Below are 22739 nucleotides of genomic sequence, written 5' to 3'. Positions count from 1 at the left end.
GCGCCGATCGTGCGGACGTCGACGACGCCCGGCAGGTCGCGCAGCGGCGTCAGTCCGTGCACCAGTCGAGCGCCGACCCGGGCCACCTGCGCGGACCAGTCGTTGCTGATCAGCAGATCCAGGCTGGCCAGGGCGACCGTGCACGCCAGGGCGTTGCCCATGAAGGTCGGACCGTGCATGAGCACGCCCGACTCCGAGCCCGAGATGCCCCGCGCGACCCGGTCGGTGCAGACCACGGCGGCGAGCGAGAGGTAGCCGCCGGTCAGGGCCTTGCCCAGGCACATGAGGTCGGGGACGACGCCGCCGGCCTCGCCGGCGAAGAGGGTGCCGGTGCGACCGAAGCCGGTGGCGATCTCGTCGAAGATCAGCAGGAAGTCGTGCTCGTCGGCCACCTCGCGCATGACGCGCAGGCACTGCGGGTCGTAGACCCACATGCCGCCGGCCCCCTGGAGGAGCGGCTCGACGATGATCGCGGCCACCTCGTCGGCGACCTCGGCGGCGAGGTCCCGGAACTCAGCGGTCCAGGCGTCGACCCCTGACGGTCCGGTGGAGCCGGGGGCGGGCGGTCGCGGCGCGAAGTGCTGACTCATCAGGACATCGGTGAACATCGAGTGCATGCCACCCACCGGGTCGCACACGCTCATCGCGCCGAACGTGTCGCCGTGGTAGCCGCCGCGCACGGTGAGCATCTTGGTGCGGCCCGGTCGCCCGGCGCCGCGCTGCCACTGCAGGGCCATCTTGAGCGCCACCTCGACCGACACCGATCCGGAGTCGGCGAGGAAGACCCGCTCGAGCGGGTCCGGGGTGATCTCGACGAGTCGCTGCGCCAGCCGCACGGCCGGGGCGTTGGTCAGCCCGCCGAACATCACGTGGGCGAAGTCGACCGAGGCCACCGCGGCGTCGAGCGACGGCTGGCCGTAGCCGTGCACGGCGGCCCACCACGACGACATCGCATCGATGAGCTCGCTGCCGTCGTCCAGCCTCAGCCTGACGCCCGACGCCCCGGTGACCATCCGGACCGGGGTCGGGTCGGTCATGGAGGTGTAGGGGTGCCAGACGTGCTCGCGGTCGAAGGCGAGGAGCGCAGCGTTCGGCGGGGTCACGAGGCGCTGCGAATCAGGCGTTGGGCACTGCGGCGGTGCCCGCGCCACGACGTCGCTTCGCCGGGTCGCGCGAGACGTCGGTGGGCTCGCCCGCGGCGGCGTCCTCGGAGCCGAGCACGACGAAGCCGTTGTCGCGGATCAGCTCGAGGTCGGCCTCGGCGGCCTGGCCCTCGGAGGTGAGGTAGTCGCCGAGGAAGATCGAGTTCGCGACGTGCAGGGCCATCGCCTGCAGCGAGCGCAGGTGCATCTCGCGGCCGCCGGCGATGCGGATCTCGCGGTCGGGGCACACGAAGCGCGCCATCGCGAGGATCTTGACGCAGCGGGCCGGGGTGAGCTCCCAGGTGTTCTCGAACGGGGTGCCGTCGAAGGGCCTCAGGAAGTTGACCGGGATCGAGTCCGACTCCATCTCGCGCAGCGCGAAGAGGGCCTCGACGAGCTGCTCGTCGGTCTCGCCGAGACCGGCGATCAGGCCGCTGCACGGCGACAGGCCCGCGCTCTTGGCCTTGCTCACGGTGTCGACGCGGTCGGCGTAGGTGTGGGTCTGCACGATCTTGTCGTGGTGGGACTCGGCGGTGTTGATGTTGTGGTTGTAGGCGTCGACGCCGGCGTCACGCAGTCGCTCGGCCTGGCCGTCCTTGAGGAGTCCCAGGCAGGCGCAGATCTCGACGCCGGGGTTCTCGGCCTTGATGCTGCCCACCATGTCGGCGACGCGGTCGACGTCCTTGTTGGTCGGACCGCGGCCGCTGGAGACCATGCACACGCGCGTCGCGCCACCGCGCAGGCCGGCAGCGGCCTGCTCGAGCGCCTCGTCGGTGTTGAGCCACTTGTACTTGAGGATGTCGGCCGTCGAGCCGAGCGCCTGCGAGCAGTAGTTGCAGTTCTCGGGGCACAGCCCGGACTTGAGGTTGACGAGGTAGTTGACCTTGACGGTGTTGCCGAAGTGCTCGCGGCGCAGGCGGCCGGCGGCCGAGACGACGTCGAGCAGCTCGTCGTCGTGGGCGCGGAGCACGGCCAGGGCGTCGTCCTCGGTCGCGGGCTTGCCCTCGAGGATGGCGGTGGCGAGCTGGTCGAACGAGGTGGTCATCGGCACTCCAGGTGTTGCGTGTGGCACGGCGGGGTTCGCTGATCAGTATGACGATCACCGGGGCCGGCGCGGTGCGCGGTCCACCTGTTGCCACTCAGGGGTCGACCACGGCCCCGTGCAGCTCGGCCAGCAGGACCGCGCCGGCCAGGTCGAGCCGGGTGCTGCTGAGCGTGGCGGAGGACAGGTCGACGCCGTCCAGGTCGGCGCCGCGGAGGTCGGTGCCGCCGAGGTGGGTCTGGCGCATCGTGGCCAGGCCGAGCCGGGCGTCGCGCAGCACGGTGTCGGTGAGGCGCGCCAGGGACAGATCGGCCTCGCGCAGGTCGATGCCGCTGAGATCGAGCTTGGAGAGGTCGGCGCCGCGCAGGCTGACCCCCAGCCACTGCCCGCCGCGCACCGTCATCGGCCGCATGGTGCAGCGCGAGAAGGTCGAGCCGGTGAGCTTGCACCCGTCCCAGGTGGGGTCGAAGAGGTTGCTGCCCTCGAAGGTGCAGCCCACGAAGGCCGACGCCCGGTGCGTCGAGGAGTTGAGGCGGCAGCTGCGGAACGTGCAGGCCTCGAAGTAGGCGCCGTTCGTGGTGATCTCGCTGAGGTCCACGTCGATGAAGGTGGTGCTCACGAAGCGCGAGGCGCCCAGGTCCTCGCCGTACCAGTCCTCGCTGCGGACGGTCTGCCCGTCGTGCTGCCCGTCGTGGTCGCTCATGAGGGCACCCTTTCAGACCGAGCTGCTGAACAAACGGCCCCCGCGACGTCGGCTCCCCGCGTGACTCGGTGCTCGGAGGGCGCCTTTGTTCAGCAGTTCGGCGCCAGCCCCGCGTCAGCGGACGCGCAGCCACTCGCACTCCTCGCGCAGCCGCGCCCGCAGCGGAGCGCCGCGCTCGGCGAACGCCGCCTGCGCGGCCGCGTAGACCCGCTTGCCCTCGGCGGTCTCGATGCGCACGGGCTCGAAGCCGAGGTCGGCCAGGTCGTACGGCGCCGCGCGCATGTCGAGCTCGCGGATCTCGCGCGCCAGCTCGAAGCAGTCGGCCACCAGGTCGGAGCTGATCATCGGCGTGAGCCGGAAGGCGTGCTTGTAAAGGTCCATACCCGCGTGGAGACAGCCGGGCTGCTCGAAGTCGGCACGGTCGTCGCGCTCGGGGGAGAGCGTGTTGAGCGAGCGCGCCGGCGGGGTGAAGAACCGGAACGCGTCGAAGTGCGTGCAGGAGATCCGGTGCGACTCGACCACGGCGTCGGTGCCGTCGCCGCCGAGCCGCAGCGGCCAGTCGGCGTGCCGGGTCTCGTCGTCGGCGAGGCGATAGACCATCGCCCACTCGTGCAGCCCGAAGCAGCCGGTGTGGGCCGGGCGCGACGCCGTGGCCTTGAGCAGCCGGTGGAGCGCGACGACGAGCGGCTGCTGCTTGGCGATGTACGACGGGTCGACGTGAGCGTCGTCGCCGGACACGGCATAGCCCCGGAGCGGGCCGTAGTCGTCGGCGCCACCCTCCAACGTGACTCCCGCGCCGGGGTGCCAGCGGCGCAGCTGCGCCGGCCGCTGGGCGTAGTAGGTGAAGAGGAAGTCGTGCACCGGGTGCTTGACCTGCGCGTTGCGACGCTCGAGGTGGGGTCGCAGCAGCGCGTCGACCCGCTGGGCGTGTGCGGTCGCCCGACCTCGCCAGATGGCCTCGTCGAGACCCACCACCGCCACCGCGCTCATAGGTGCAGCCAACCTGCGTCGAGGTCGCGAGGCAAGCCGACGGCGGAGGGCCCGGGTGGCCGAGCGACCGGACTCCGCACTCGACTCGGGCCCCTCGCTAGGGTCGGGGGGTGCGTATCGCGAGATTTACCACCGGTGACGAACCCAGCTATGGCGTGCTCTCAGGAGAGCTTGACGCCTTCGGACAGCCGGAGGAGGACGCCGTCCTGGTCGCCCTTGCCGGCGACCCCATGTACGTCGGGCTCAAGCTGCTCGACCAGGAGCACAAGCTGGCCGACGTGCGCCTGCTCGCACCGGTGCTGCCGCGCAGCAAGGTGATCGGCTTCGGGCGCAACTACGCCGCGCACGCGGCCGAGCTGGGCAACGAGGTGCCGGAGGAGCCGCTGATGTTCCTCAAGCCCAACACCTCGGTCGCGGGCCCCGGTGACCCGATCTTCTATCCGACCCAGACCCAGGACCTGCACTACGAGGGCGAGCTGGCCGTGGTGATCGGGCGGATCTGCCGCGACGTGCCGCCCGAGCAGGCCACCGACGTGATCTACGGCTACACGATCGGCAACGACGTCACGGCGCGCGACCTGCAGAAGGCTGACGGCCAGTTCTCCCGTGCGAAGGGCTTCGACTCCTTCTGCCCCCTCGGGCCGTGGATCGAGACCGACCTCGACCCGCAGCACTTCGCCGACGGGGTCGCGATCCAGACCCACCTCAACGGTGAGGTCGTCCAGGACGGCTCGACGGCCGACATGATCTACGACATCCCGGCCCTGATCGCCTACGTCTCGAGCGTGATGACGCTCCTGCCCGGGGACGTCATCCTCACCGGCACCCCCGAGGGTGTCGGTCCCATGCAGGTCGGTGACGAGGTCGAGGTCTCGATCGCCGGTCTCGGAGCACTCACGAACAAGGTGGCACGACGTTGAAGACCCCCGCCAGCACCCACAGCACCCCCGACCCGACGGTGCGCGTGCGCATGGCGCCGAGCCCGACGGGCAGCCCGCACGTCGGCCTGGTCCGCACCGCCCTGTTCAACTGGGCCTTCGCGCGTCACCACGGCGGCACCTTCGTCTTCCGCATCGAGGACACCGACACCGCCCGCAACACCGAGGAGTCCTACGCCGGGCTGCTCGACCTCTTCCGCTGGCTCGGGCTCGACTGGGACGAGGGCCCCGGTGTCGGCGGCCCCTACGCGCCGTACAAGCAGTCCGAGCGCGGCGACCTCTACCGCGACGCGCTCGCGCGCCTGACCGAGGCCGGCTACACCTACCCCTGCTACTGCACGACCGACGAGGTCACCGCGCGCCACCAGGCCGCCGGCTCCAAGCGCCAGGGCTACGACCGGTTCTGCCGCACGATCAGCGACGAGCAGAAGGCCGCCTTCGAGGCGGAGGGCCGCGCCGCGGTCACCCGCTTCACGATGCCTGACGGCCCGATCGTCTTCGACGACCTCGTGCGCGGCCAGGTGAAGTTCGACAGCCGCGACGTGCCCGACTACGCGCTCGCGCGCGCCAACGGTGACCCGCTCTACCCGCTGGTCAACCCCGTCGACGACGCGCTGATGGAGATCACCCACGTGCTGCGCGGCGAGGACCTGCTCTCCAGCACCCCTCGCCAGATCCCGCTGTACGCTGCCCTCGCCGAGGTCGGCATCGGTTCGGGTGCGCCGCAGTTCGGTCACCTGCCCTACGTCATGGGCCAGGGCAACAAAAAGCTCTCCAAGCGCGACCCCGAGGCCGACGCGCTCGGCTACCGTCGCGCGGGCTTCATCCCCGAGGGTCTGCTGAACTACCTCGCGCTGCTCGGCTGGTCGATCTCCGGTGACCGCGACATCTTCTCCCTCGAGGAGATGGTCGGCGCCTTCGACATCGGCGACGTCAACCCCAATCCGGCGCGCTTCGACCTCAAGAAGGCCGACGCCATCAACACCTCCCAGATGCGGCTGCTGTCGCTCGAGGAGGTGTCGCACCGGGTGCTGCCCTTCCTCAAGGAGGCAGGTGTCGTCAGCGACCCCGTCACCGACGCCGACGCCCAGCTGCTCGAGCTCGCGATGCCGCTGATCGCCGAGCGCATCAACAAGCTCGCCGAGGCTCCCGACATGCTCGGCTTCCTCTTCGTCGACGAGGCCGACTTCGTCCTCGACGAGGCCGACGCCGCCAAGCTGCTCGACGAGGCCGGTCGCGAGATCGTGCAGGCCTCGCTGGACGCCGTCGCCGACCTCTCCGAGTGGTCGACCGACGCCATCCAGGCCGCCCTCCAGACGGCGCTGGTCGACGAGCGTGGACTCAAGCCGCGCGTCGCCTACGGCGCCGTGCGCGTGGCGATCACCGGCAAGCGGATCTCCCCGCCGCTCTTCGAGTCGATGGAGCTCCTGGGCCGTGAGCGCAGCCTGTCGCGTCTCGGACGGGCGCTGAACGGCTGAGCGTGGTCGACCAGAACCCGTACTACCCGCCCCCGACGGGGGAGCCCGTCACCCCTGCGCAGCCGTGGGGGCCCCCAGAGCCGGCAGCCACGGCGCCAGAGGTCACGCAGGGCTACGAGTACCACCGGATCTACCGCGCCGGCCGTCAGGGCTGGGGCTGGTACGTCGGCGGCATCCTCACCTCGCTCCTCCTCTTCTTCGTGGTGGGCGCGGTCGTGGTGCTCGCCGGAGCCATCGTGCTGCTCCTGGCCACCGGCACGCCCCTGGGCGAGCTGGGCGACCGGGTGGCGGCGCTGGCGAGCACCGACGACGTGACGCCGTCGGTGCTGCTCTTCCTCAACGCGGTGCTCATCCTGGGCATCCCGTCGGCGTGGTTCTGCGCCCGCGTGCTGCACGGAGTGCGACCGCGGTGGTTGGCCTCGGTCGCGCCGCGCATCCGTTGGCGGTGGCTGCTGGCGTCGTTCGGGGTGTCGCTGCTGACGCTGTTCATCGCCCTCGTGCTGGGGGCGCTCCTGCCGGGGGCGAGCGAGAGCGAGGACGTCTCGGGAGGCATCAACGCCTTCACCGACGTCACGCGCGACTTCCTGCTGGTGATCGTGCTGATGACCCCGCTCCAGGCCGTCGCGGAGGAGTACGTCTTCCGGGGCTACCTCACGCAGGCGTTCGGGGGACTGCTGCGCAACGCGCAGGTCGCCCGCTTCCTCGCCGTCCTCGGGCCGGCGCTGCTCTTCGCCGTCGCGCACGGTGCCGGCCAGGGCTTCGCGGTGTTCACCGACCGGTTCGCCTTCGGTGTCGCGGCCGGGATCCTGGTGATCGCCACGGGCGGTCTCGAGGCCGCCATCGCCTACCACGTCCTCAACAACCTGCTGGCCTTCGGCTTCGCGCTCTTCTTCGGTGACATGACCGAGGCGCTCAACGCCAGCGGGGGCGGCTGGTGGGACGTCGCGATCTCGCTCGTGAAGTCGGCGATCTTCGTGGCGCTGTCCATCTACGTGGCCCGCAGGATGGGCATTCGGACGCGAACGACCCCGGGCGTTTTGGAGCCCACCGGAGGGCGCGTGTAGTGTTTCTTTCCGGTCGTCCTGGCGCCTTCGGGCAGTCAGAAATCGGCCGCATTGGGATATGGTGTAATTGGCAACACGACTGGTTCTGGTCCAGTTATTCTAGGTTCGAGTCCTAGTATCCCAGCGAGTTGCAGGTCCTGATCTTCAAGCAGGGCTCGCGATTTGTGGTGAAGCACCAGCTGTGGCTAGGCTTCACCAGGTTGTTCAGGCCCCCGTTGTGTAGCGGCCTAGCACGCCGCCCTCTCACGGCGGTAGCGCCGGTTCGAATCCGGTCGGGGGTACAGGTCCGAAAAGGGGTCCTGACCTGCGGAAACGCAGGGCAGGGCCCCTTCGGCTATTTCGCCCGAATCGGGCTCGGGCAACACTGGGGCAACAGCAGAAAGAGCGCTACGCGTTGCCCGACGCTCCTGAGCGGCCCGACGAGCGGCGTCCAAAGCGTCGCCGACCTCGTTGAGACGGTCCTCGAAAAGGTGCCCGTAGGTGTCGAGTGTCATCGCTGCTGAGGCATGCCCGAGCATCTGCTGGACGACCTTCACGTCCGCGCCGGAGGCGATGGCCAGGCTCGCCGCGGTGTGGCGCAGCTCGTGCGGGTGAAGGTCCGGTAGTCCGATCGTGGTGGCCGCCACGCCGAAGGTCTGGCGGAAGGTGCTGACCCGCAGCGGCTCGCCGGTGCGGATGCTCGCGAACACCAGGGCATCGGGGGAAGCGCCGGCAACGTGAGCGGCGAGCTCGATGGCGAGGAACGTCGGGATCGGGACCTCTCGGCGTTGGTGGGTCTTCGGCGTACCCCAGACCATTCCCTGACCGGCGATGGGCGTCACGGACTCGGCAACCACGGCCCGGTTGCGCTGCAGGTCGAGTCGCGCGACCTTCAACGCTGCCATCTCACCGAATCGGACTCCGGTGTAGGCGAGGAACAGCACGACGAGCCGGTACGTCGTGTTGGTGCGGGTGTCGTAGGTCGCGTGCTTGCTCGGCTCCGACGGGGATCCGCATTCGTGGGCGAGGTCCTCGACCTGTTCGTGGCTGAGGTAGAGACGTTCGTGCTTGGTGACGCGAGGCAGGTTCACCCCGGTCGCGACGTTGCGCGCCAGCCTCCCGTCCTTCACGGCCAGGTCGAGCACCTGGGACAGGACCCGGTGGATCTTCTGGACAGTCGCGGGGGAGTGCTCCCGTGTCAGCTCCGTGACCCAGGCCTGCACGTCGGCGTGCGCAACGCTGGCGAGGCTCAGATGCCCCCAGGTCGGGTGGATGTGCTTGCGAATGATGCCTGCGTAGCGCGCGTGCGTCGTGGGCTTGATGTGCGCCTGCCCGGCGAGCCAGCGCTCTGCCCAGGCCCCTAGCGTGACTCGCGACAGTGCGGGGTCGACGTAGGAGCCTGCCGTCTTCGAGTGCTCGACGCCGGCGAGGAACCGCTCGGCGTCGACCTTGCGGGGGAACGTCTTGTTGCGTTGGGCGCCCGACGGGGTGCGGTAGTGCGCGCGCCAGGTCGACTGCCCGTCGCGCAGGCGCCTTTCAATGCTGGCCATGCCTGTGATCCTCTCCTGTGATGGCGTGGTGCGCGAGCCTCAGACGCGAACTGAAGGGTCGCTGTGCCCGAACAACGCTGGGGTGGTGCAGCTGCTCGGGCCGTGATCGCTCATCCCCGTTATCAGTTTTGCTCGGTTCGCCGATGTTCACTTCTTCGAGCCGTCCGGGTGTGGAGAACTCTGCTCAGGTCGGCGGCCTTGCTCGCCGCGCCACACGATGAGGTCGGTGCGCCAGTAGCGGACGTGGCGTTGGACTTTGAAGCTGAAGGGTCCCTCGCCGGTGTAGCGCCAGTAGCGCATCGTGGCGACGGGGACTCGGAGCAGGGCGGCGGCTTCTTCGATGGTGAGCATTTCGTCGTGCTCGTGGTGGTCGTCGTTGAGGGCGGTGGTCATGGGCTTCTCCTGGTGATGGGTGTGGTGTTGTCGCGTGTCCTGCAAGCGCGTGATGGGTGCTGAGTGGACAGTGCGGGGTCAACTCTCCTCAGGGTGCGCACCAATAAACGCCCGTCCTGGGTGCGCCGTCCTGGGACGGGCGCAGGACGGGCGCAGCCCTGGTGGTGGTGTTTGTGCAGGTCAGCGAGCGCCCGTCCGAAAGTTGAAAAAACTTTCGACGAGATGTCGATGAGGACTCGAAATGGGGCTTCGCGGGGCGTGGGTGGGTCAGAACCCGATGCTGGGGCCGGACTTCGAGGAGCTCCGCGAGCGGTGCGGAGAGGTGACGTGGGCGGGGTCGTGGACTCGTTTCCGTTCGGTCTCGGGTTGCCGCGGGACCTTCTTGACCGAGGGGTGTCCGATGGGGCCGTAGCGGTCGATGTCATCGACAGCTTGCAGTCGGGCGTGCGCGACTCCGAGGTCGGCCCGTTCGCGCGAGCAGGCGCCTTCCCACATGGTCCGGGCTTGTGCTGGGGTCTCAGCGATCAGGTGGGCGGTGTTGGCGCGCCGTCCGCGGGTCATCCCCACGTAGGCAGATGCTGCGGTTGTGCCCTGGCCCAGGACCAGGTGCCCGACAGCGGTGGTCTCGCCCTGGGCGCCGTAGACGGTGGTGGCGTAGGCGGACTCGACCCACGCTGAGGCGTACCAGGACGGCACCTGTCGGGTGATGCCGTGCTCGTTGCGCAACGTCAGCTCCAGGGCCGGGCCATCGTCTTTCGAGGTCGTGAGGACGTAGCCGGTGGCGGGGTTGATGGCGGTGATGGTCCAGGTCTGACGGTTCGCCAGACCGTGTTGGAGGTCGTTGCGGCGGGTCGCGACCCGGTCCCCGACCCCGAGCCGCTCGCCGGCCCGGGTCGTCACGACGGTGTGGTCATCGACGAGGCCGGCTGCGACGAGGCGGTCGCGGATGGCTGCGTTGAGGGCGGCGACTTGCTCGCGGGTGTCGGCCATCAGCGCCCTGCTGGTGTGCCCGGCCAGGATCGCCTCCGCAGCCTGGGTGGCGAGAGTCTGGGTCCGCTCGGCCTCACTCGCATGGAGGACGATGTGGCCGTCCTCCCAGAGCTGGTCGAAGACCGGGTCTCCTCGTCGCATGGCGACGCTGAGGTCGGCGTAGGCGGGGTCGGCGAAGCGGTGCACGACGTCGAGGCACACTGTCGCCTCAGCTCCGGCGTGTTGGGTGGCGAGGTCGAGGACACCCCCACGCCCGACGGCTGGGAGCTGGTGACGATCACCGATGAACGCGACCCGCACCTGGGTTTCCTGGGCGACCTCGAGGAGGGCGCGGGCGGTGTCCTGGTCGAGCATCCCGGCCTCATCGATGACCAGCAGGTCACCGGGGTCAAGTCGTGCGGCGGGGTCGGTCGGGGCCTGGAACTCCTGGGTCCAGTGGCCGTCGGCGTCCCAGCGCCACCCCCACTGATGCACCAACCACGCCGCGGAGAACGCGGGGCCGTCGATCTCTGCGGCCGCGACCCCGGCTGCTTTCAGGGTCGGTGTCACGACCATCAACCGCCGACCTTGGGCGGCCAGGGCTGTCTTGGTGGCGGTGAGGGTCGTGGTCTTCCCCGCCCCGGCAGCACCCTCAACAACGAGGAGGTGCTTGGTGCCGGCCAGGGCAGCGACAGCTTGCTTCTGGGCTGGGTCAAGGCTTGCGCTGAGGTGTGGGTCGAGGTCGGCGTCCCCTCCGCGGCTGTAGGCCAGCACCCCCAACAGCTCGGTGATGCGGTCCTCGACCCCGATCACCCGCGGCGACGACAAGGCCCGGACGTGCTCTGGGACGTCGTCACGGTCCAACAACGGTGTGCACACGGACAGGGCACGAGCGGTGAGGTCCTCGGCCAACTCGAGGCGCACCCCAGCCTCGACCACAATCCCGGTCGCGGCGATCCACTGCTCGACGTGTCCCCGGATATCGGCTGCGTTCCACGCCGAGCGCTTCGCCCCCGACCGCGACAGCACGACCTCGACAGCTGCGTCACGATCGAGGCTGCCCACGCTCGGCGTGGAAACCGAGGTGCGCGTGCTCGGTGCTGACCTGTCGCGGTAGCCGAGTTCGTGGAGGTCCTCGTTCCAGGCCGCAACCATCGTCGCCCCGTCGGTCGGGACGACCTTGTCGGGTCGTGCTTGGGACCAGGCCCGCCGGTCCCAGGTCCGCCGGAGCTTGGGTCCGGGTTCCTGGCGGGGGTGCGCCGCCCGCCATGTCGCTTCAAAGGCGTCGACGTTGCGTCCGATCTGCGCCGCCCGAGCACTGAACCGTCCCGCGTACGTCGCCAACTCTGAGATGTCACCGGTGCTCGGGTCGAAGGTGAACCCGTGCGCGGCGAGTGCTGCCCGGAACCCGGGGTCGGTGACGACTGCTGCGTGCCCGATCCCGTTGATCGCCTCCAAGGAGTCCCGTGCCCCGACCGAGTGGATGCCGCGCCACCCGCCGGCGGCGAAGACGCGGGCGTTGATCTGCAGGTGCAGGTGGCGGTGCGGGTCACCCGCACGTGAGGTGTGATGGCGGATCACCGCAGCCTCGACACGTTCGACGGGCACCTGGACCTGACGCCCACGCGGTCCGATCCTCGTGGTGGCGTGCGCGCCGACCCAGCTGATGATCTGGGCCGCGGCCTGGTCCTGCGCGGCGTCCAACGCGGCCGAGATCTCCGGGTGCAACGCGGCCGCCAGCGACCAGGTCTTCGGGCCGTTGACGGTGACCTCGACGAACCGTAACGCGTTCGCATCGTCTCGGAGCCGGCCCTTCGCCGCGCCGGTGTCGACGTCGTATCCGCCGACCCACCGCTCATAGGCGTCGCCGTCCAAGTCGTCACCCTGCCGCACAGTGGGGCTCACCGAGTGCCTCACATCGACGACGAACCGGGCCGCGACCCCGGCACCCTCGCCGAGGTAGTAGTCATCGGCACGGGAGTGATCGGCCTCGACGTAGGAGCGTGCCGCAGCGGCGCTGCCGCGGTAGAACTTCATCCCACCACGCACCCCGACCACCCCGAATCCGGTCCCGGACGCCGCCACAGTCACTGCCAGCAACGTCCAACAACTACCCTGAAAATCGACTCTGGGTCGCCCGTCCAAGGGCGACCCAACACGATCCTTCGTAGCATGCGTGCCGACGATTTGTAAGGCTTGAAGAGTGAGCCGAACCGGTGCTGGGCGAGAAAGTTGAGCGGCCAGCGACGGTCAGCAAGGGCCAACGATTCGTGTCCTCATCGCTGACGTCGAGCGTTACGCGGGTACTCATCTACGGCTGAGAACAGAGATCACGTCGGTGGTGAACCACTATCGCAACTTCAGGCCCAGCTCCCTTAACCGGTGAGTATTGCTTTGACCTTGCCGAGCACGGTTCGCTGCCGGGGGATGCGGGCCGTGCTGTGCTCTACGAGATTGCGTCGTCGCGCTTCGAGTTCGAGTCGGTGGCCGACTCGAATTGCTGGTTCGTCGTAGCCGCTGGCCAGGCCGGCCGCGAGAGCCATGGCTGCCCGGTCGTTGTGTGCGGTCGTGCGGACGGCGTGAGCAACTTCTTTGGTGGGTGGGTGGTCCGCGAGGTCGTCGATGACCTTCCGGACGCCCCAGTAGATCCAGGTGGCGTGCCGCCATGCCTCGATGACGGCTTCCTCGCGGTCCTCGGGTTCGTCGGCGAGTCCCCGTTCTAGTGATGCCACCAGGCGGGTGTGCCATCGAAGCAGCAGGGCGTTCGCGAGGTCGTCGATGCCGTCGAAAAGTACGTCGATGCCTTCGATGTCGGGTGGGATCTGCCCGTCCTTTCGAGAAAGGATCTCCTCGATTACCTGGTGGAGGACGCCGGCGCGGCTCGGCTTCGGTTTGTCCTTCATAGGTTGCTCCTTCCCTAGGGCTGAGGGGTGCGTCTGACCTAGTGCACGAGTAGCGAGGAGTAGCCCCGAATCGGACCGGAGCGCAGTCGGACCGCTGAGTCGAGGTCGACGCCCCAGTCGTGTTGGCGGGCTAGGAGCGCTTGCAGAGCGACGCGTGCTTCGAGGCGGGCAAGGGATGCGCCGAGGCAGAAGTGGATGCCGCGTCCGAACGCGACCTGTCGTTCGGGGCGACGGTTGATGTCGAAGTGGTCGGCGTCGGGAAACGCGTGGTCGTCTCGGTTGGCCGAGCCGAAGAGCAACAGCACGGTGTCGCCGGCCTTCATGGGTTGTCCGTGCAGGTCAACTTGCTGGGTCAGGGTGCGCGCGAGGCCTTGGACCGGTGAGTCGTAGCGGAGCAGCTCCTCGACCGCGGCCGGGATGAGATCTGGGTTGTCTGCCAGCTGCCGACGGGTCTCGGGGTGCTGGGCGAGGATGACGGCGCTGTTGGAGAGCAGGTTGGTGGTGGTTTCGTGTCCGGCGACGAGCAGCAGCAGACAGAAGCCGAGGAGTTCGTCGTCGCTGAGGTGTTCGCCATCGACTTCGGCCTGGACGAGTGCGGTCATGAGGTCGTCTCGGGGGTGCGCGCGTCGTGCGGTGAGGAACGCCGAGAAGTACTCGTAGAGCGCCGCGGCGGCGTCCAGGCCGGGGCCGAACTCGCCTCGTGTGGGGTTCGATTGGATGAGCGTGGTGGACCAGGTCCGGAACTGGTCGCGGTCTTCTCGTGGGACACCGAGCATGTCGGCGATGACGATGGCCGGGAGGGGCCCGGCGAACCTGGAGACGAAGTCCCACGGGCCAGCGGCGGGAACCTGGTCGAGGAGGTCGTCGACGATGCTATGGATGTGTGGCTCGAGCTCGGTGATGCGGCGTGGGGTGAAGGCCTTGCTGACGAGGTGACGCAGCTGGGTGTGCCGGGGTGGGTCGCTCATGATGAGCATCGGCAGAAACAGGTCGGTCATGTCCACCCCGGGTGGGGTGGGAAAGATCCCGGACGCCGAGGAGTACGTCGCCGGGTCGGCGAGGGCCACGCAGACGTCGTCGTAGCGGCTGAGCACCCAACAGTTGGCCTGGGAGGACCAGTACACGGGAGCGTGGGCGCGCAGCTCGCGGTAGACGGGGTATGGGTCCGCCATGACTTCCGGGTCGAAGGGGCTGTAAGTCAGCTGCTGGTTACTCATCGCATCTCTCTCGGTTGTCGGTTCACGCATGTGTCTCGGACGTGGTGGCTGGCTGCAGTGCGGCTGGGGCGGCGAGCGTTGTCCTGCGGTGTGGCCACCAGCTGCGGTCCTCGAACAGGGCCGCGCAGGCGGGCACGACGAGGGTGCGGACGATGAAGGTGTCGAGCAGGAGTCCGGCTGCGACGGCGAACCCGGTCTGGGCGAGCGCTTCGACGGGAGAGAACAGCAGGGCCACGAAGGTGGAAGCGAAGATGAGGCCGGCGGCGGTGATGACGGGTCCGGTGGCGGTGACTGCGCGGGCGACCTCGTCGCGGTCCAAGGCGAGGCCGCTTTCGCGCATCCGGCTCATGAGCAGGATGTTGTAGTCCGCGCCGACGGCGACGAGTAGGACAAATACGATGACCGGGACGGTGAAGTGGATGTCCTGTCCGATCAGGTGCTGGAAGACGAGCGTGGTGAGCCCCAGTGCGGCCGCGCAGGACAGCACGACGGAGGCCAGCAGGTAGATCGGTGCGGTGAGGGCGCGCAGGGTGAGGATGAGGATGAGGAGCACCAAGAGCAGGACTGCCAGGACTACGAGGGCGGCGTCGTCGGTGAGGTAGTGGGCCAGGTCGGCCCCGAGGCCGGCGGCGCCGGTGGCGAGGATCGTGGAGTCGTCGAGGCGGGTGTTGTTCATGGCTTGCTCGGCGGCGTCTTGGATCTCGTTGTAGCGCTGCTGCCCGGCGGGTGTGAGGGGGTCGGTGTCGCCGGTGACCTGGATGCGGGCCAGTTTCCCGTCCTCGGAGAGGAACTGGGTGCGAGCCAGGGCGAAGTCGGGCCTATCGAGCGCGGCGGCGGGGAGGTAGAAGCCTCCGGCCTCCGGGGTGTCGGCGCGCTGGTTGACCGCTTGGAGGTAGTCACCGGAGTCGTCGAGCCCGCCGCGCAGTTCCTCGGTCCGGGTCAGGAGCTCCTCGATACCCGGGGCGATGCCGGCAGCGCCGGTGGCGAGCCGGTCCGTGCCGCCTTCGAGCTCGCCGAGGTTCTCGCTCAGCAGGGCTTGGCCGTCGGCGATCCGGTTGCTTCCCGACTGTGCTCGGCGGAGGCCCTCGGTGAGCTGGTCGAGGCCGGTCGCGAGGCGCCCGTCGCCGGCGGCGAGGCGTTCGGCGCCGGCGGCAGCTTGCGCCAGTCCGGGCAAGAGCTCGTCGCGTTGGCCGGTGTAGATCTTGCGCAGGCCCTCACGCGAACGCCTGCAGGTCGGGTCGGCGGTACAGATCGTGTCGCCCTCGAGGGCTTCGATGATCATCCGGAGCCCGTCGACGGCCTGGGCGACCTGGTCGTGGGCGGTGCGGAGCCCGGCGGCCAGTGCGGCGCCGCCGTCGCGCAGCCGGGTGGCTCCGTCTGCGGCCCGCCCGGTGCGATCGGCGGCCCGCCCCAGACCTCCGGCGATGCGGCGGCTGCCGTCGCTGAGCTTCTCGGCGCCGTCCTGGGCCTTCCCGGCGCCGGTGGAGACCAAATCGAGGGCGTCCTCGAGGCCTCCGGCCCCTGACGCGAGTCGCTCCAGGCCCGGCTCTGCGGACTCCAGCTTGCGGTCGGCCTTGTCGAGTCCCTTGGCGAGCCTCCCGAGCTGGTTGGCGATGGAGGCGGGTTTCAGCCGCTTGCCGGCTGGCTGGGTGATGCTGCGGACCTGGTCGACGCCGTCGACCTTGGTCACAGCCGTGCTGATCGAGTTCAGAACGGCCAGGTCGCGGGTGTTGGCCATGTCGTGGTCGGAGCGGATGAGCAGGTAGTCAGGCAGCGTCTGGTTAGGCGGGAAGTGCTCGGCCATCGCCGCCAGTCCCAGGTTGCTCGGGGTGTCGGGCGGCTGGGCGGCGCGTTCATCGTAGGAGAGCTGCATCGTGGGCAGCGCGAGGGCCAGCAGGACCAGCACCGTCACACCGGCGACGAGGATCCGGGCCGGGTGGCGTCCCACGAGCCGACCGGTGCGGGCCCACCGCGAGTCCGCTCGCGTAGCCGGGGCGGGCCCGATGCGAGGTCCGAACCAGCGCATCAGAGCGGGGGTAAAGGTGAGGCTGACCGCGACGGTGACGGCGACACAGATCGCCATCGGTGGGCCCGTGGTGGCGAAGATGGCCAGGTCGGTGAAGCCCAGCGAAATGGCGCCAAGGATGACGGTTGCCGCGGAGGCAAGCAGGGCGGGCCCGACCCGGGAGACCGACTCAACGACCGCGTCGAGGGGGTCGAGGCCGTTGCCGTACTCCTCACGGAAGCGGGAAATGAGGAAGACACAGTAGTCGGTCCCTGCCCCCAAGGTGATGGCCACGACGAACGCATCGGTGTAGGTGGAGAGTGCCAGCCCGTGCTCACCTGCCCACGCCAGGGCACCGCGGGTGCACAACAAGGCGATGCCGATGGTCACCAGCGAGATCAGGACGGTTGCGACCCGGCGGTAGACCAGCCACAAGATGCCGAGTAGCAGGAGCAGGGACACGGCCGTGATCTTCAATGAGGCGTCGTTCACGGCTGTGGTCAGGTCGGAGATCATCGCCGGATCTCCGGTGACATAGACCTCCGTACCGGATGGAGCATCGAGATCCTCGACAACCGAGCGGACCCACTTCACGTCCTCGTCCGAGGCCGGCGAGCCGACCGCGGACCGGAGCCCGACGACCAGGTAGGTCGCCTGGCCGTCCTTGCTGGTCATCGAGCGCCGAAGCTGCGGTTGGCCGAGGGAATCCTGGACTTCCGAGACCCGCGCCGGCTCCTCCTCGAGGGTGCGCACCAGGTCGGCGTAGACGCGGCGGTCACCGACGCCTAGGCCGTCGTCGTCGGTGATGACCACGAACACGTACGACTGAGTGGTGCCAGACCCGAACGCGCTGTCCATCACCCGCAGCCCGTTCAGAGTCGGGGAGTCCTCTGGCAGGAACGCGGTGCTGCTCCGTTCCACCACCGCCCCCAGCGGGGTCACCAGCAGCGAGAGCGCCGCGGCGGCCAGCACCCAGCCGAACACCACGATCGCTGGAAAGCGGTGTCCCAACCCGAGGACAAACCGCACCGGTCCACCGATCCCGGTCCGAACACCACGTCCCACGGCTCAACACCAATCGTCTGGACTGAGAGTTTGGACTATCAGTACAACACAGGATGAGGTCGAGGTCGAGGTCGAGGCCAGGTGGCCCGATCGGGCCGAAGATGCTTGTTATGACGACCGGGTTTGACCAAACCCCATCTCATGCCTCTCGCCACAGTGCTGTACGGAGAGTACAAACTCTTAGCATGGAACGCTAGGCTGACCTCGACTTCCAGGAGGGTCAATGAGGGAACTGCCGGTGCAGCTCGCGACCAAGCTCTACGGAGCGGCCGAGCTCATTGCCGATCAAGGGTTAGACAACACCAAGATCGACGACATAGCCGAGGCCAGCGGTGTGCCCAAGGCGACCTTGTATTACTACTTCACCGGCAAGGAGGAGATCCTCGCGTTCTTGCTCAAGGACCTTCTGACAGCAATCGCCGGCGATGTTGCCGTAGCCGTGAGTGCTGAGGGGCGGGCCAGCGAACGCCTGGCCGGTGTCGTCCGCGCTCAATTGGGTGTGATGCTCCGTAACCCTGCCTCGTGCCGGGCTTTGGTCGGCGATCTCGGTCGAGCCACCCGCCTACCCGAACTCGCAGCGGCACTCAGTGCAGCCTTCTACGAGCCGGTTGAGAAACTCCTACGCGAAGGGGCTGAGGATGGTTCCCTGCGCCGGGCCGAGGACCCCATGTCAGAGGCAGTCATGATCTTCGGGACCGTCACGATCGCCGGCCTAATGGAGGCCATCATGGGCGCCCATCGGGAGATGGACGCCATCGCCAACGGCGTCGCCCGGCTCCTCCTGGACGGCTTGGCGCCACGCTCGCCCGGCGCGACTGGCGCCTGATGGGCGGCACTTTCGACGCCCTGCTGGCTGGAGGGGGACAAGGCCGGAGCCTGCCTCAACCGGACGGGACAGTTCTGCCCTCCAAGAGCACGAGCCGGGTGAGCGGCCGCGACCGTTCTGAATGAGCTCCTCGCGAGGTGGAATGAGAAAGTTCTGACCGTAGGAGGACAGTGCTCACCTTCCGCCACACCACGACCTCTGCCTCGCCTATTGGACCGGGGCCGGCCGCGATGACTGGAAGATGACTGGAGTGGGACCGGGACGGCGCCGCGATCCCCGAAGTCGCCGGTTCGTCGCGGTGCGGACTCATCATCCCCGGGTGTGCTCGGAGGGACGGCGCAAATCATCGGATCCCCGCCAATTTACTGGCACTGCCAGCTCTTACTCGTCCCGTCCGAGGCCGCCGACGTTCCGGAACTCGCTGGGGGACTGCCCGGTCCAGCGCTTGAAGGCGTGTGAGAAGTTCGTGAGGTCTCCGTAGCCGAGGTCTGCAGCGATCTGGCTGACGGACATCGAGCGGTCGAGCAGCCGCAGGATCGCACGCTCGCGTAGCAACGACTGACGGACGTCACGAAACGTCGTCCCTTCTGCGTTCAGTCGCCGTTTCATGGTGCTGGGAGACACGGAAAGCAGTCTCGCCACCTCGCAGCCGCGGTGGCGTCCTGGGTCCTGCTCGAGCAAGCGCCTCACATGTTCGGTGAAGCTGTTGGGAGTGCTGCGTCGGTCCAGGGTGCGCCGCAGCTCGTTGATGGCCAAGCGGTAGGCCACCGGGTCGGAGAACCGGCAAGGCGTGCCCAGGATGTTGGCGGGAACGTCCACGAAGGATGCGGGCGAGTCGAAAACAATTCTTGCGCCGAAGGTGTTTTCGGGTCGCGGCTGTGATCGGGGTGCCGCCCAGCCCAGATTGAGTGTCACTGCGGGGAGGGTGCCCGCCAGTATGTCGAGCAGCCGCAGCAGGGCTGAGCCGGCGTACGCGATGACCAGGCAATCGAGGGCGGGATCACCGGTGTGACCGCTCAGTCCGACTGTCAGTCCACGCTCGCTGTGATGGAAGTGGGGGCGCAGCGCCGTTGAGATGACGGGCAGGTAGCCGAGCAGTTCGAAGATCTCGGACACCGAACTGGCGCTGACCAGCGGGAGGCTGAGAGGTCCGAAGGAGGTCAGCTGTGCCTGTTCGGCGAACGCAAAGCCGAGCGAGGTGCCGCTGTCGGTGGCCAGGTCTGGATAGACCTCGCGGAACCACCGCACGGGGACCTGCACGTTGCGTTCGACCAGTTCCATCTCGGACGTGAACTGAGCGGCGACGATGCGGCGGAAGTGGGCTACCGAGCCGGCATCCAGCGCACCGCTATTGAGTAGCTGCACGAATGCCAACGGGGGAACCCCGGCTTCGTCGTTCCTCACGCATCAACCCCTGACCCGAAATCACAATCTTATGACTCTGGTGACCATAGCCACATGCAAAGGCCGGGGCCAATAGTGGAAGGACAATTCCAGTGAGGAGATGGTCACCATGGCAGCTGTCACTTTCGTGTCGTACGACGGCGAGAACCACGAGGCGCCGCTCGAAGACGGCCAGACGCTCATGCAGGTCGCGGTAGACAACGGGGTCCCTGGCATCGACGGCGACTGCGGTGGCGAGGCCGCCTGCGGCACCTGTCACGTGGTCGTCGACGCGCAGTGGGCCGACACGGTGGGTGGGTCCGGCCCCGTCGAGGAAGAGATGTTGTCGATGAATCCCGAGCGTCAGCCGACCTCGCGCCTCTCGTGCCAGATGAACGTGTCCGACGGCTGGGACGGGCTCACCGTCCACCTGCCCGAGTTCCAGATGTGACTGAAGAGAAGGTGGACTGTTGATGTTCAACGTTGCAGAAGATATTGGTGAGAAGGTCAAGTCGGTCGTTCCGATGGAGGTGCAGATCCGCGGGGCACATCTCTACGACAAGACGCGACGATGGGTGACTCGGACCGATGGTCAGAAGATGTTCGTCGAGCAGCCGATCCCTCCGGTGGACGAGGTTGAGCTCGCCGACATCGACCTGAGCAACCCCTTTCTGTACCGGCAGGGCCGGTGGCAGTCCTACTTCGAGCGGGTGCGCAACGAGGCACCCGTGCACTACCAGGCCAACAGCCCTTTCGGACCGTTCTGGTCGGTTACCCGCCATGCCGACATCATCGCCGTCGACAAGAACCATGAGGCCTTCTCCGCCGAGCCTTTCATCGTCATTGGCGAGCCGCCGCGGTTCATGGACCTGGCCATGTTCATCGCGATGGACCCGCCGCGACACGACCTGCAGCGGGCGGCGGTGCAGGGAGTTGTCGCGCCCAAGAACCTGCGCGAGATGGAAGGCCTGATCCGATCCCGCGTTAAGGAGGTGTTGGACGAGCTTCCGCTCGACCAACCCTTCAACTGGGTTGATCGGGTCTCGATCGAACTCACGGCGCGGATGCTGGCCACGCTGCTCGACTTCCCCTACGAGCAGCGAAACAAGCTCGTCGAATGGTCTGACCTGGCGAGCTCGATGGAGCAGGCGAACGGAGGGCCTTCGGACAACGACGAGGTCTTCCGCGGCATCGCCGACATGGCGCGCGGTCTCAGCGCGCTGTGGCACGACAAGAAGGCGCGCCTCGCTGCAGGGGAGGAGCCCGGCTTCGACCTCATTACGATGCTACAGAGCAACGAGGACACCAAGGACCTCATCGACCGTCCGATGGAGTTCTTGGGCAACCTGACCTTGCTCATCGTCGGGGGCAACGACACCACGCGGAACTCGATGAGTGGCGGCGTGCTGGCGCTGAACCAGTTCCCCGAACAGTTCGAGAAACTGAAGGCGAACCACGACCTCATCCCGAACATGGTCTCGGAGATCATCCGGTGGCAGACCCCCTTGGCTTACATGCGCCGGATCGCCAAGAAGGACATCGTCCTCAACGGACAGTTCATCCGCAAGGGCGACAAGCTCGTCATGTGGTACGCCTCGGGCAACCGCGACGAGCGGGTCTTCGAGCGACCCGACGAACTCGTCATCGACCGCAAGAACGCCCGCAACCACATCGCGTTCGGCTTCGGCGTGCATCGATGCATGGGCAACCGCCTGGCCGAGATGCAGCTGCGGATCCTGTGGGAGGAACTGCTGACCCGCTTCGAGAAGATCGAGGTCGTCGACGAGCCGGAGTACGTCCAGTCCAACTTCGTCAGAGGAATCAGCAAGCTCACGGTGCGCCTGACCCCGAAGGCCCCAGCATGACGCAGGGGACCGCACTTGTCGTCGGAGCCAGTCACGCCGGCGCGCAGGTGGTGGCGGGCTTGCGTCAGCAGGGGTGGTCCGGGCGAGTGGTCCTCATCGGCGACGAGGCAGTCCTTCCGTACCACCGGCCGCCGCTGTCGAAGGCCTACCTGTCGGGAAAGAGCGCCATCGGCGAGCTGGCGATCCGCAAGCCGGACTTCTACGCGAAGCAGGAGATCGAGCTGCTCGATGCTCACGTGGAGTCGATCGAGCGAGCAGAGCGCCGGCTCGTAATGGCTGACGGTCGCAGCGTGTCCTACGACAAGCTCGCGCTGTGCACTGGCGGGCGGGCCCGGCTGCTTCCGGTCCCGGGAGCCGATCTCCCGGGCGTCCATTACCTGCGCACGTTTGCCGATGTGGAACAGATCAGGGAGTCGGCGCAGCCGGGGTGCCACGCGGTGATCGTGGGCGGCGGATACATCGGACTGGAGACCGCAGCATCCCTCCTTGCCTTGGGCCTGGACGTCACCGTCCTCGAAGCCGCCGAGCGGGTGCTGATGCGGGTCACGGCGCCAGAGGTGTCGGCCTTCTACGAGCGGATCCACCGCGAGGCGGGTGTCACGATCCGCACCGGCGCCCTGGTCGAGGCCATGACAGGCGAAGATCGCGTCCGTGAGGTCCAGCTCGCCGGCGGGGAGCGACTTCGCGCCGACCTCGTGGTCATCGGCGTGGGGATCGAGCCGAACACCGAGCTAGCCGCGGCCGCAGGCCTTGTCGTTGATGACGGCGTCGTCATCGACGACAACGCCCGCACCAGCGACACCGACATCGTCGCGGCAGGCGACTGCACCAGCCACTGGATGACGCGCTACGGGCGCAGAATCCGGCTGGAGTCGGTGCCCAGCGCCGGCGAGCAGGCAAAAGCCGCGGCGGCATCGATGTGCGGCAAGGAGAAGACCATCGCCGCGCTGCCGTGGTTCTGGTCCGACCAGTACGACCTCAAGCTCCAGATCGCCGGCCTGAGCGCCGGGTACGACGAGATCCTGCTCAGCGGCGACCCGACACTAGACCGCGACTTCACCTGCTTCTACCTGCGTGAGCAGAGGCTGATCGCAGCCGACTGCGTCAACCGACCGCGCGACTTCATGCGAAGCAAGCAGAAGATCACCGAAGGTCTCGAAGTCGACCGCGCCGAGCTGCTGCAGATCGCAGCGGACTGATTCTCCTCCGTTTCGGGCGGCGCTGCCA

17 protein-coding genes, 2 tRNA genes and 1 pseudogene are annotated in these 22739 nt (G+C 68.1%); 9 read left to right on the top strand and 11 right to left on the bottom strand.

Annotation, left to right across the window (positions count from 1 at the left end):
• From bioA to VOI19_RS00180, 4 genes are all read right to left on the bottom strand, one after another.
• The coding region (bioA, locus tag VOI19_RS00195; protein ID WP_323790927.1) for an adenosylmethionine--8-amino-7-oxononanoate transaminase at nt 1-1103 on the bottom strand (1103 nt) is incomplete at its 3' end.
• 13 nt (nt 1104-1116) lie between these two features.
• Entirely contained in the window at nt 1117-2187 is a 1071-nt protein-coding gene (gene bioB, locus VOI19_RS00190) for a biotin synthase BioB (protein WP_323790926.1), read from the bottom strand.
• A gap of 94 nt (nt 2188-2281) precedes the next feature.
• Nucleotides 2282-2887: a pentapeptide repeat-containing protein gene (locus VOI19_RS00185; RefSeq protein ID WP_323790925.1), complete on the bottom strand. Its 606-nt coding sequence runs from the start codon at nt 2885-2887 to the stop codon at nt 2282-2284.
• A 114-nt stretch (nt 2888-3001) separates the two neighbouring features.
• Nucleotides 3002-3877: a 3-methyladenine DNA glycosylase gene (locus VOI19_RS00180; protein WP_323790924.1), complete on the bottom strand. Its 876-nt coding sequence runs from the start codon at nt 3875-3877 to the stop codon at nt 3002-3004.
• A gap of 110 nt (nt 3878-3987) precedes the next feature.
• Here VOI19_RS00180 and VOI19_RS00175 point away from each other — a divergent pair, with 110 nt between their 5' ends.
• The 5 genes from VOI19_RS00175 to VOI19_RS00155 all read left to right on the top strand — a co-directional run bounded on the left by VOI19_RS00175 (nt 3988) and on the right by VOI19_RS00155 (nt 7638).
• Nucleotides 3988-4797, top strand: coding sequence for a fumarylacetoacetate hydrolase family protein (locus VOI19_RS00175; protein ID WP_323790923.1), 810 nt, complete (start codon nt 3988-3990; stop codon nt 4795-4797).
• Complete coding sequence (gltX, locus tag VOI19_RS00170; RefSeq protein ID WP_323790922.1) at nt 4794-6293, top strand: glutamate--tRNA ligase; 1500 nt, start codon at nt 4794-4796, stop codon at nt 6291-6293. The genes VOI19_RS00175 and gltX overlap by 4 nt, the downstream gene beginning before the upstream one ends.
• Nucleotides 6294-6295: 2 nt before the next feature.
• Nucleotides 6296-7357 (top strand): type II CAAX endopeptidase family protein, encoded by a 1062-nt coding sequence (locus tag VOI19_RS00165; RefSeq protein ID WP_323790921.1) that lies wholly within the window; start codon nt 6296-6298, stop codon nt 7355-7357.
• Between the two features lie 52 nt (nt 7358-7409).
• Nucleotides 7410-7481, top strand: a tRNA-Gln gene (locus tag VOI19_RS00160).
• 84 nt (nt 7482-7565) lie between these two features.
• Nucleotides 7566-7638 (top strand) — tRNA-Glu (locus VOI19_RS00155).
• A gap of 195 nt (nt 7639-7833) precedes the next feature.
• Here the strand turns inward: VOI19_RS00155 and VOI19_RS19340 are convergent.
• From VOI19_RS19340 to VOI19_RS00130, 6 genes and pseudogenes are all read right to left on the bottom strand, one after another.
• Nucleotides 7834-8886: pseudogene (locus tag VOI19_RS19340) on the bottom strand (tyrosine-type recombinase/integrase); the annotation flags it as partial.
• Between the two features lie 147 nt (nt 8887-9033).
• Nucleotides 9034-9279: a helix-turn-helix domain-containing protein gene (locus tag VOI19_RS00150; protein WP_323790920.1), complete on the bottom strand. Its 246-nt coding sequence runs from the start codon at nt 9277-9279 to the stop codon at nt 9034-9036.
• Between the two features lie 267 nt (nt 9280-9546).
• Nucleotides 9547-12285: a MobF family relaxase gene (mobF, locus tag VOI19_RS00145; RefSeq protein ID WP_323790919.1), complete on the bottom strand. Its 2739-nt coding sequence runs from the start codon at nt 12283-12285 to the stop codon at nt 9547-9549.
• 338 nt (nt 12286-12623) lie between these two features.
• Nucleotides 12624-13151, bottom strand: coding sequence for a hypothetical protein (locus VOI19_RS00140; protein ID WP_323790918.1), 528 nt, complete (start codon nt 13149-13151; stop codon nt 12624-12626).
• A 38-nt stretch (nt 13152-13189) separates the two neighbouring features.
• Nucleotides 13190-14368 carry a cytochrome P450 gene (locus VOI19_RS00135; protein WP_323790917.1) on the bottom strand — a complete coding sequence of 393 codons (1179 nt, stop codon included), beginning with the start codon at nt 14366-14368 and terminating at the stop codon, nt 13190-13192.
• Between the two features lie 22 nt (nt 14369-14390).
• Nucleotides 14391-17402, bottom strand: a complete 3012-nt coding sequence (locus tag VOI19_RS00130) for an MMPL family transporter (RefSeq protein ID WP_323790916.1) — start codon at nt 17400-17402, stop codon at nt 14391-14393.
• Nucleotides 17403-17661: 259 nt separating this feature from the next.
• Between VOI19_RS00130 and VOI19_RS00125 the strand changes: the two genes are divergently transcribed.
• Nucleotides 17662-18264, top strand: coding sequence for a TetR/AcrR family transcriptional regulator (locus VOI19_RS00125; RefSeq protein WP_323790915.1), 603 nt, complete (start codon nt 17662-17664; stop codon nt 18262-18264).
• 381 nt (nt 18265-18645) lie between these two features.
• On the opposite strand, the gene VOI19_RS00120 is transcribed toward VOI19_RS00125, so the two are convergent.
• Complete coding sequence (locus tag VOI19_RS00120; protein ID WP_323790914.1) at nt 18646-19668, bottom strand: helix-turn-helix domain-containing protein; 1023 nt, start codon at nt 19666-19668, stop codon at nt 18646-18648.
• A gap of 109 nt (nt 19669-19777) precedes the next feature.
• Between VOI19_RS00120 and VOI19_RS00115 the strand changes: the two genes are divergently transcribed.
• The 3 genes from VOI19_RS00115 to VOI19_RS00105 are packed head-to-tail and all read left to right on the top strand — an operon-like array spanning nt 19778 to nt 22711.
• Entirely contained in the window at nt 19778-20098 is a 321-nt protein-coding gene (locus VOI19_RS00115; RefSeq protein ID WP_323790913.1) for a 2Fe-2S iron-sulfur cluster-binding protein, read from the top strand.
• Between the two features lie 22 nt (nt 20099-20120).
• Nucleotides 20121-21512 (top strand): cytochrome P450, encoded by a 1392-nt coding sequence (locus VOI19_RS00110; RefSeq protein ID WP_323790912.1) that lies wholly within the window; start codon nt 20121-20123, stop codon nt 21510-21512.
• Nucleotides 21509-22711 carry an NAD(P)/FAD-dependent oxidoreductase gene (locus tag VOI19_RS00105; protein WP_323790911.1) on the top strand — a complete coding sequence of 401 codons (1203 nt, stop codon included), beginning with the start codon at nt 21509-21511 and terminating at the stop codon, nt 22709-22711. Before VOI19_RS00110 ends, VOI19_RS00105 begins: the two co-directional genes overlap by 4 nt.
• Nucleotides 22712-22739: the final 28 nt, after the last annotated feature.

Origin of the sequence: Nocardioides sp. (assembly GCF_034670285.1) — a bacterium.
GTDB lineage: Bacteria > Actinomycetota > Actinomycetes > Propionibacteriales > Nocardioidaceae > Nocardioides.
This window is presented reverse-complemented; position numbering and strand designations above follow the sequence as displayed.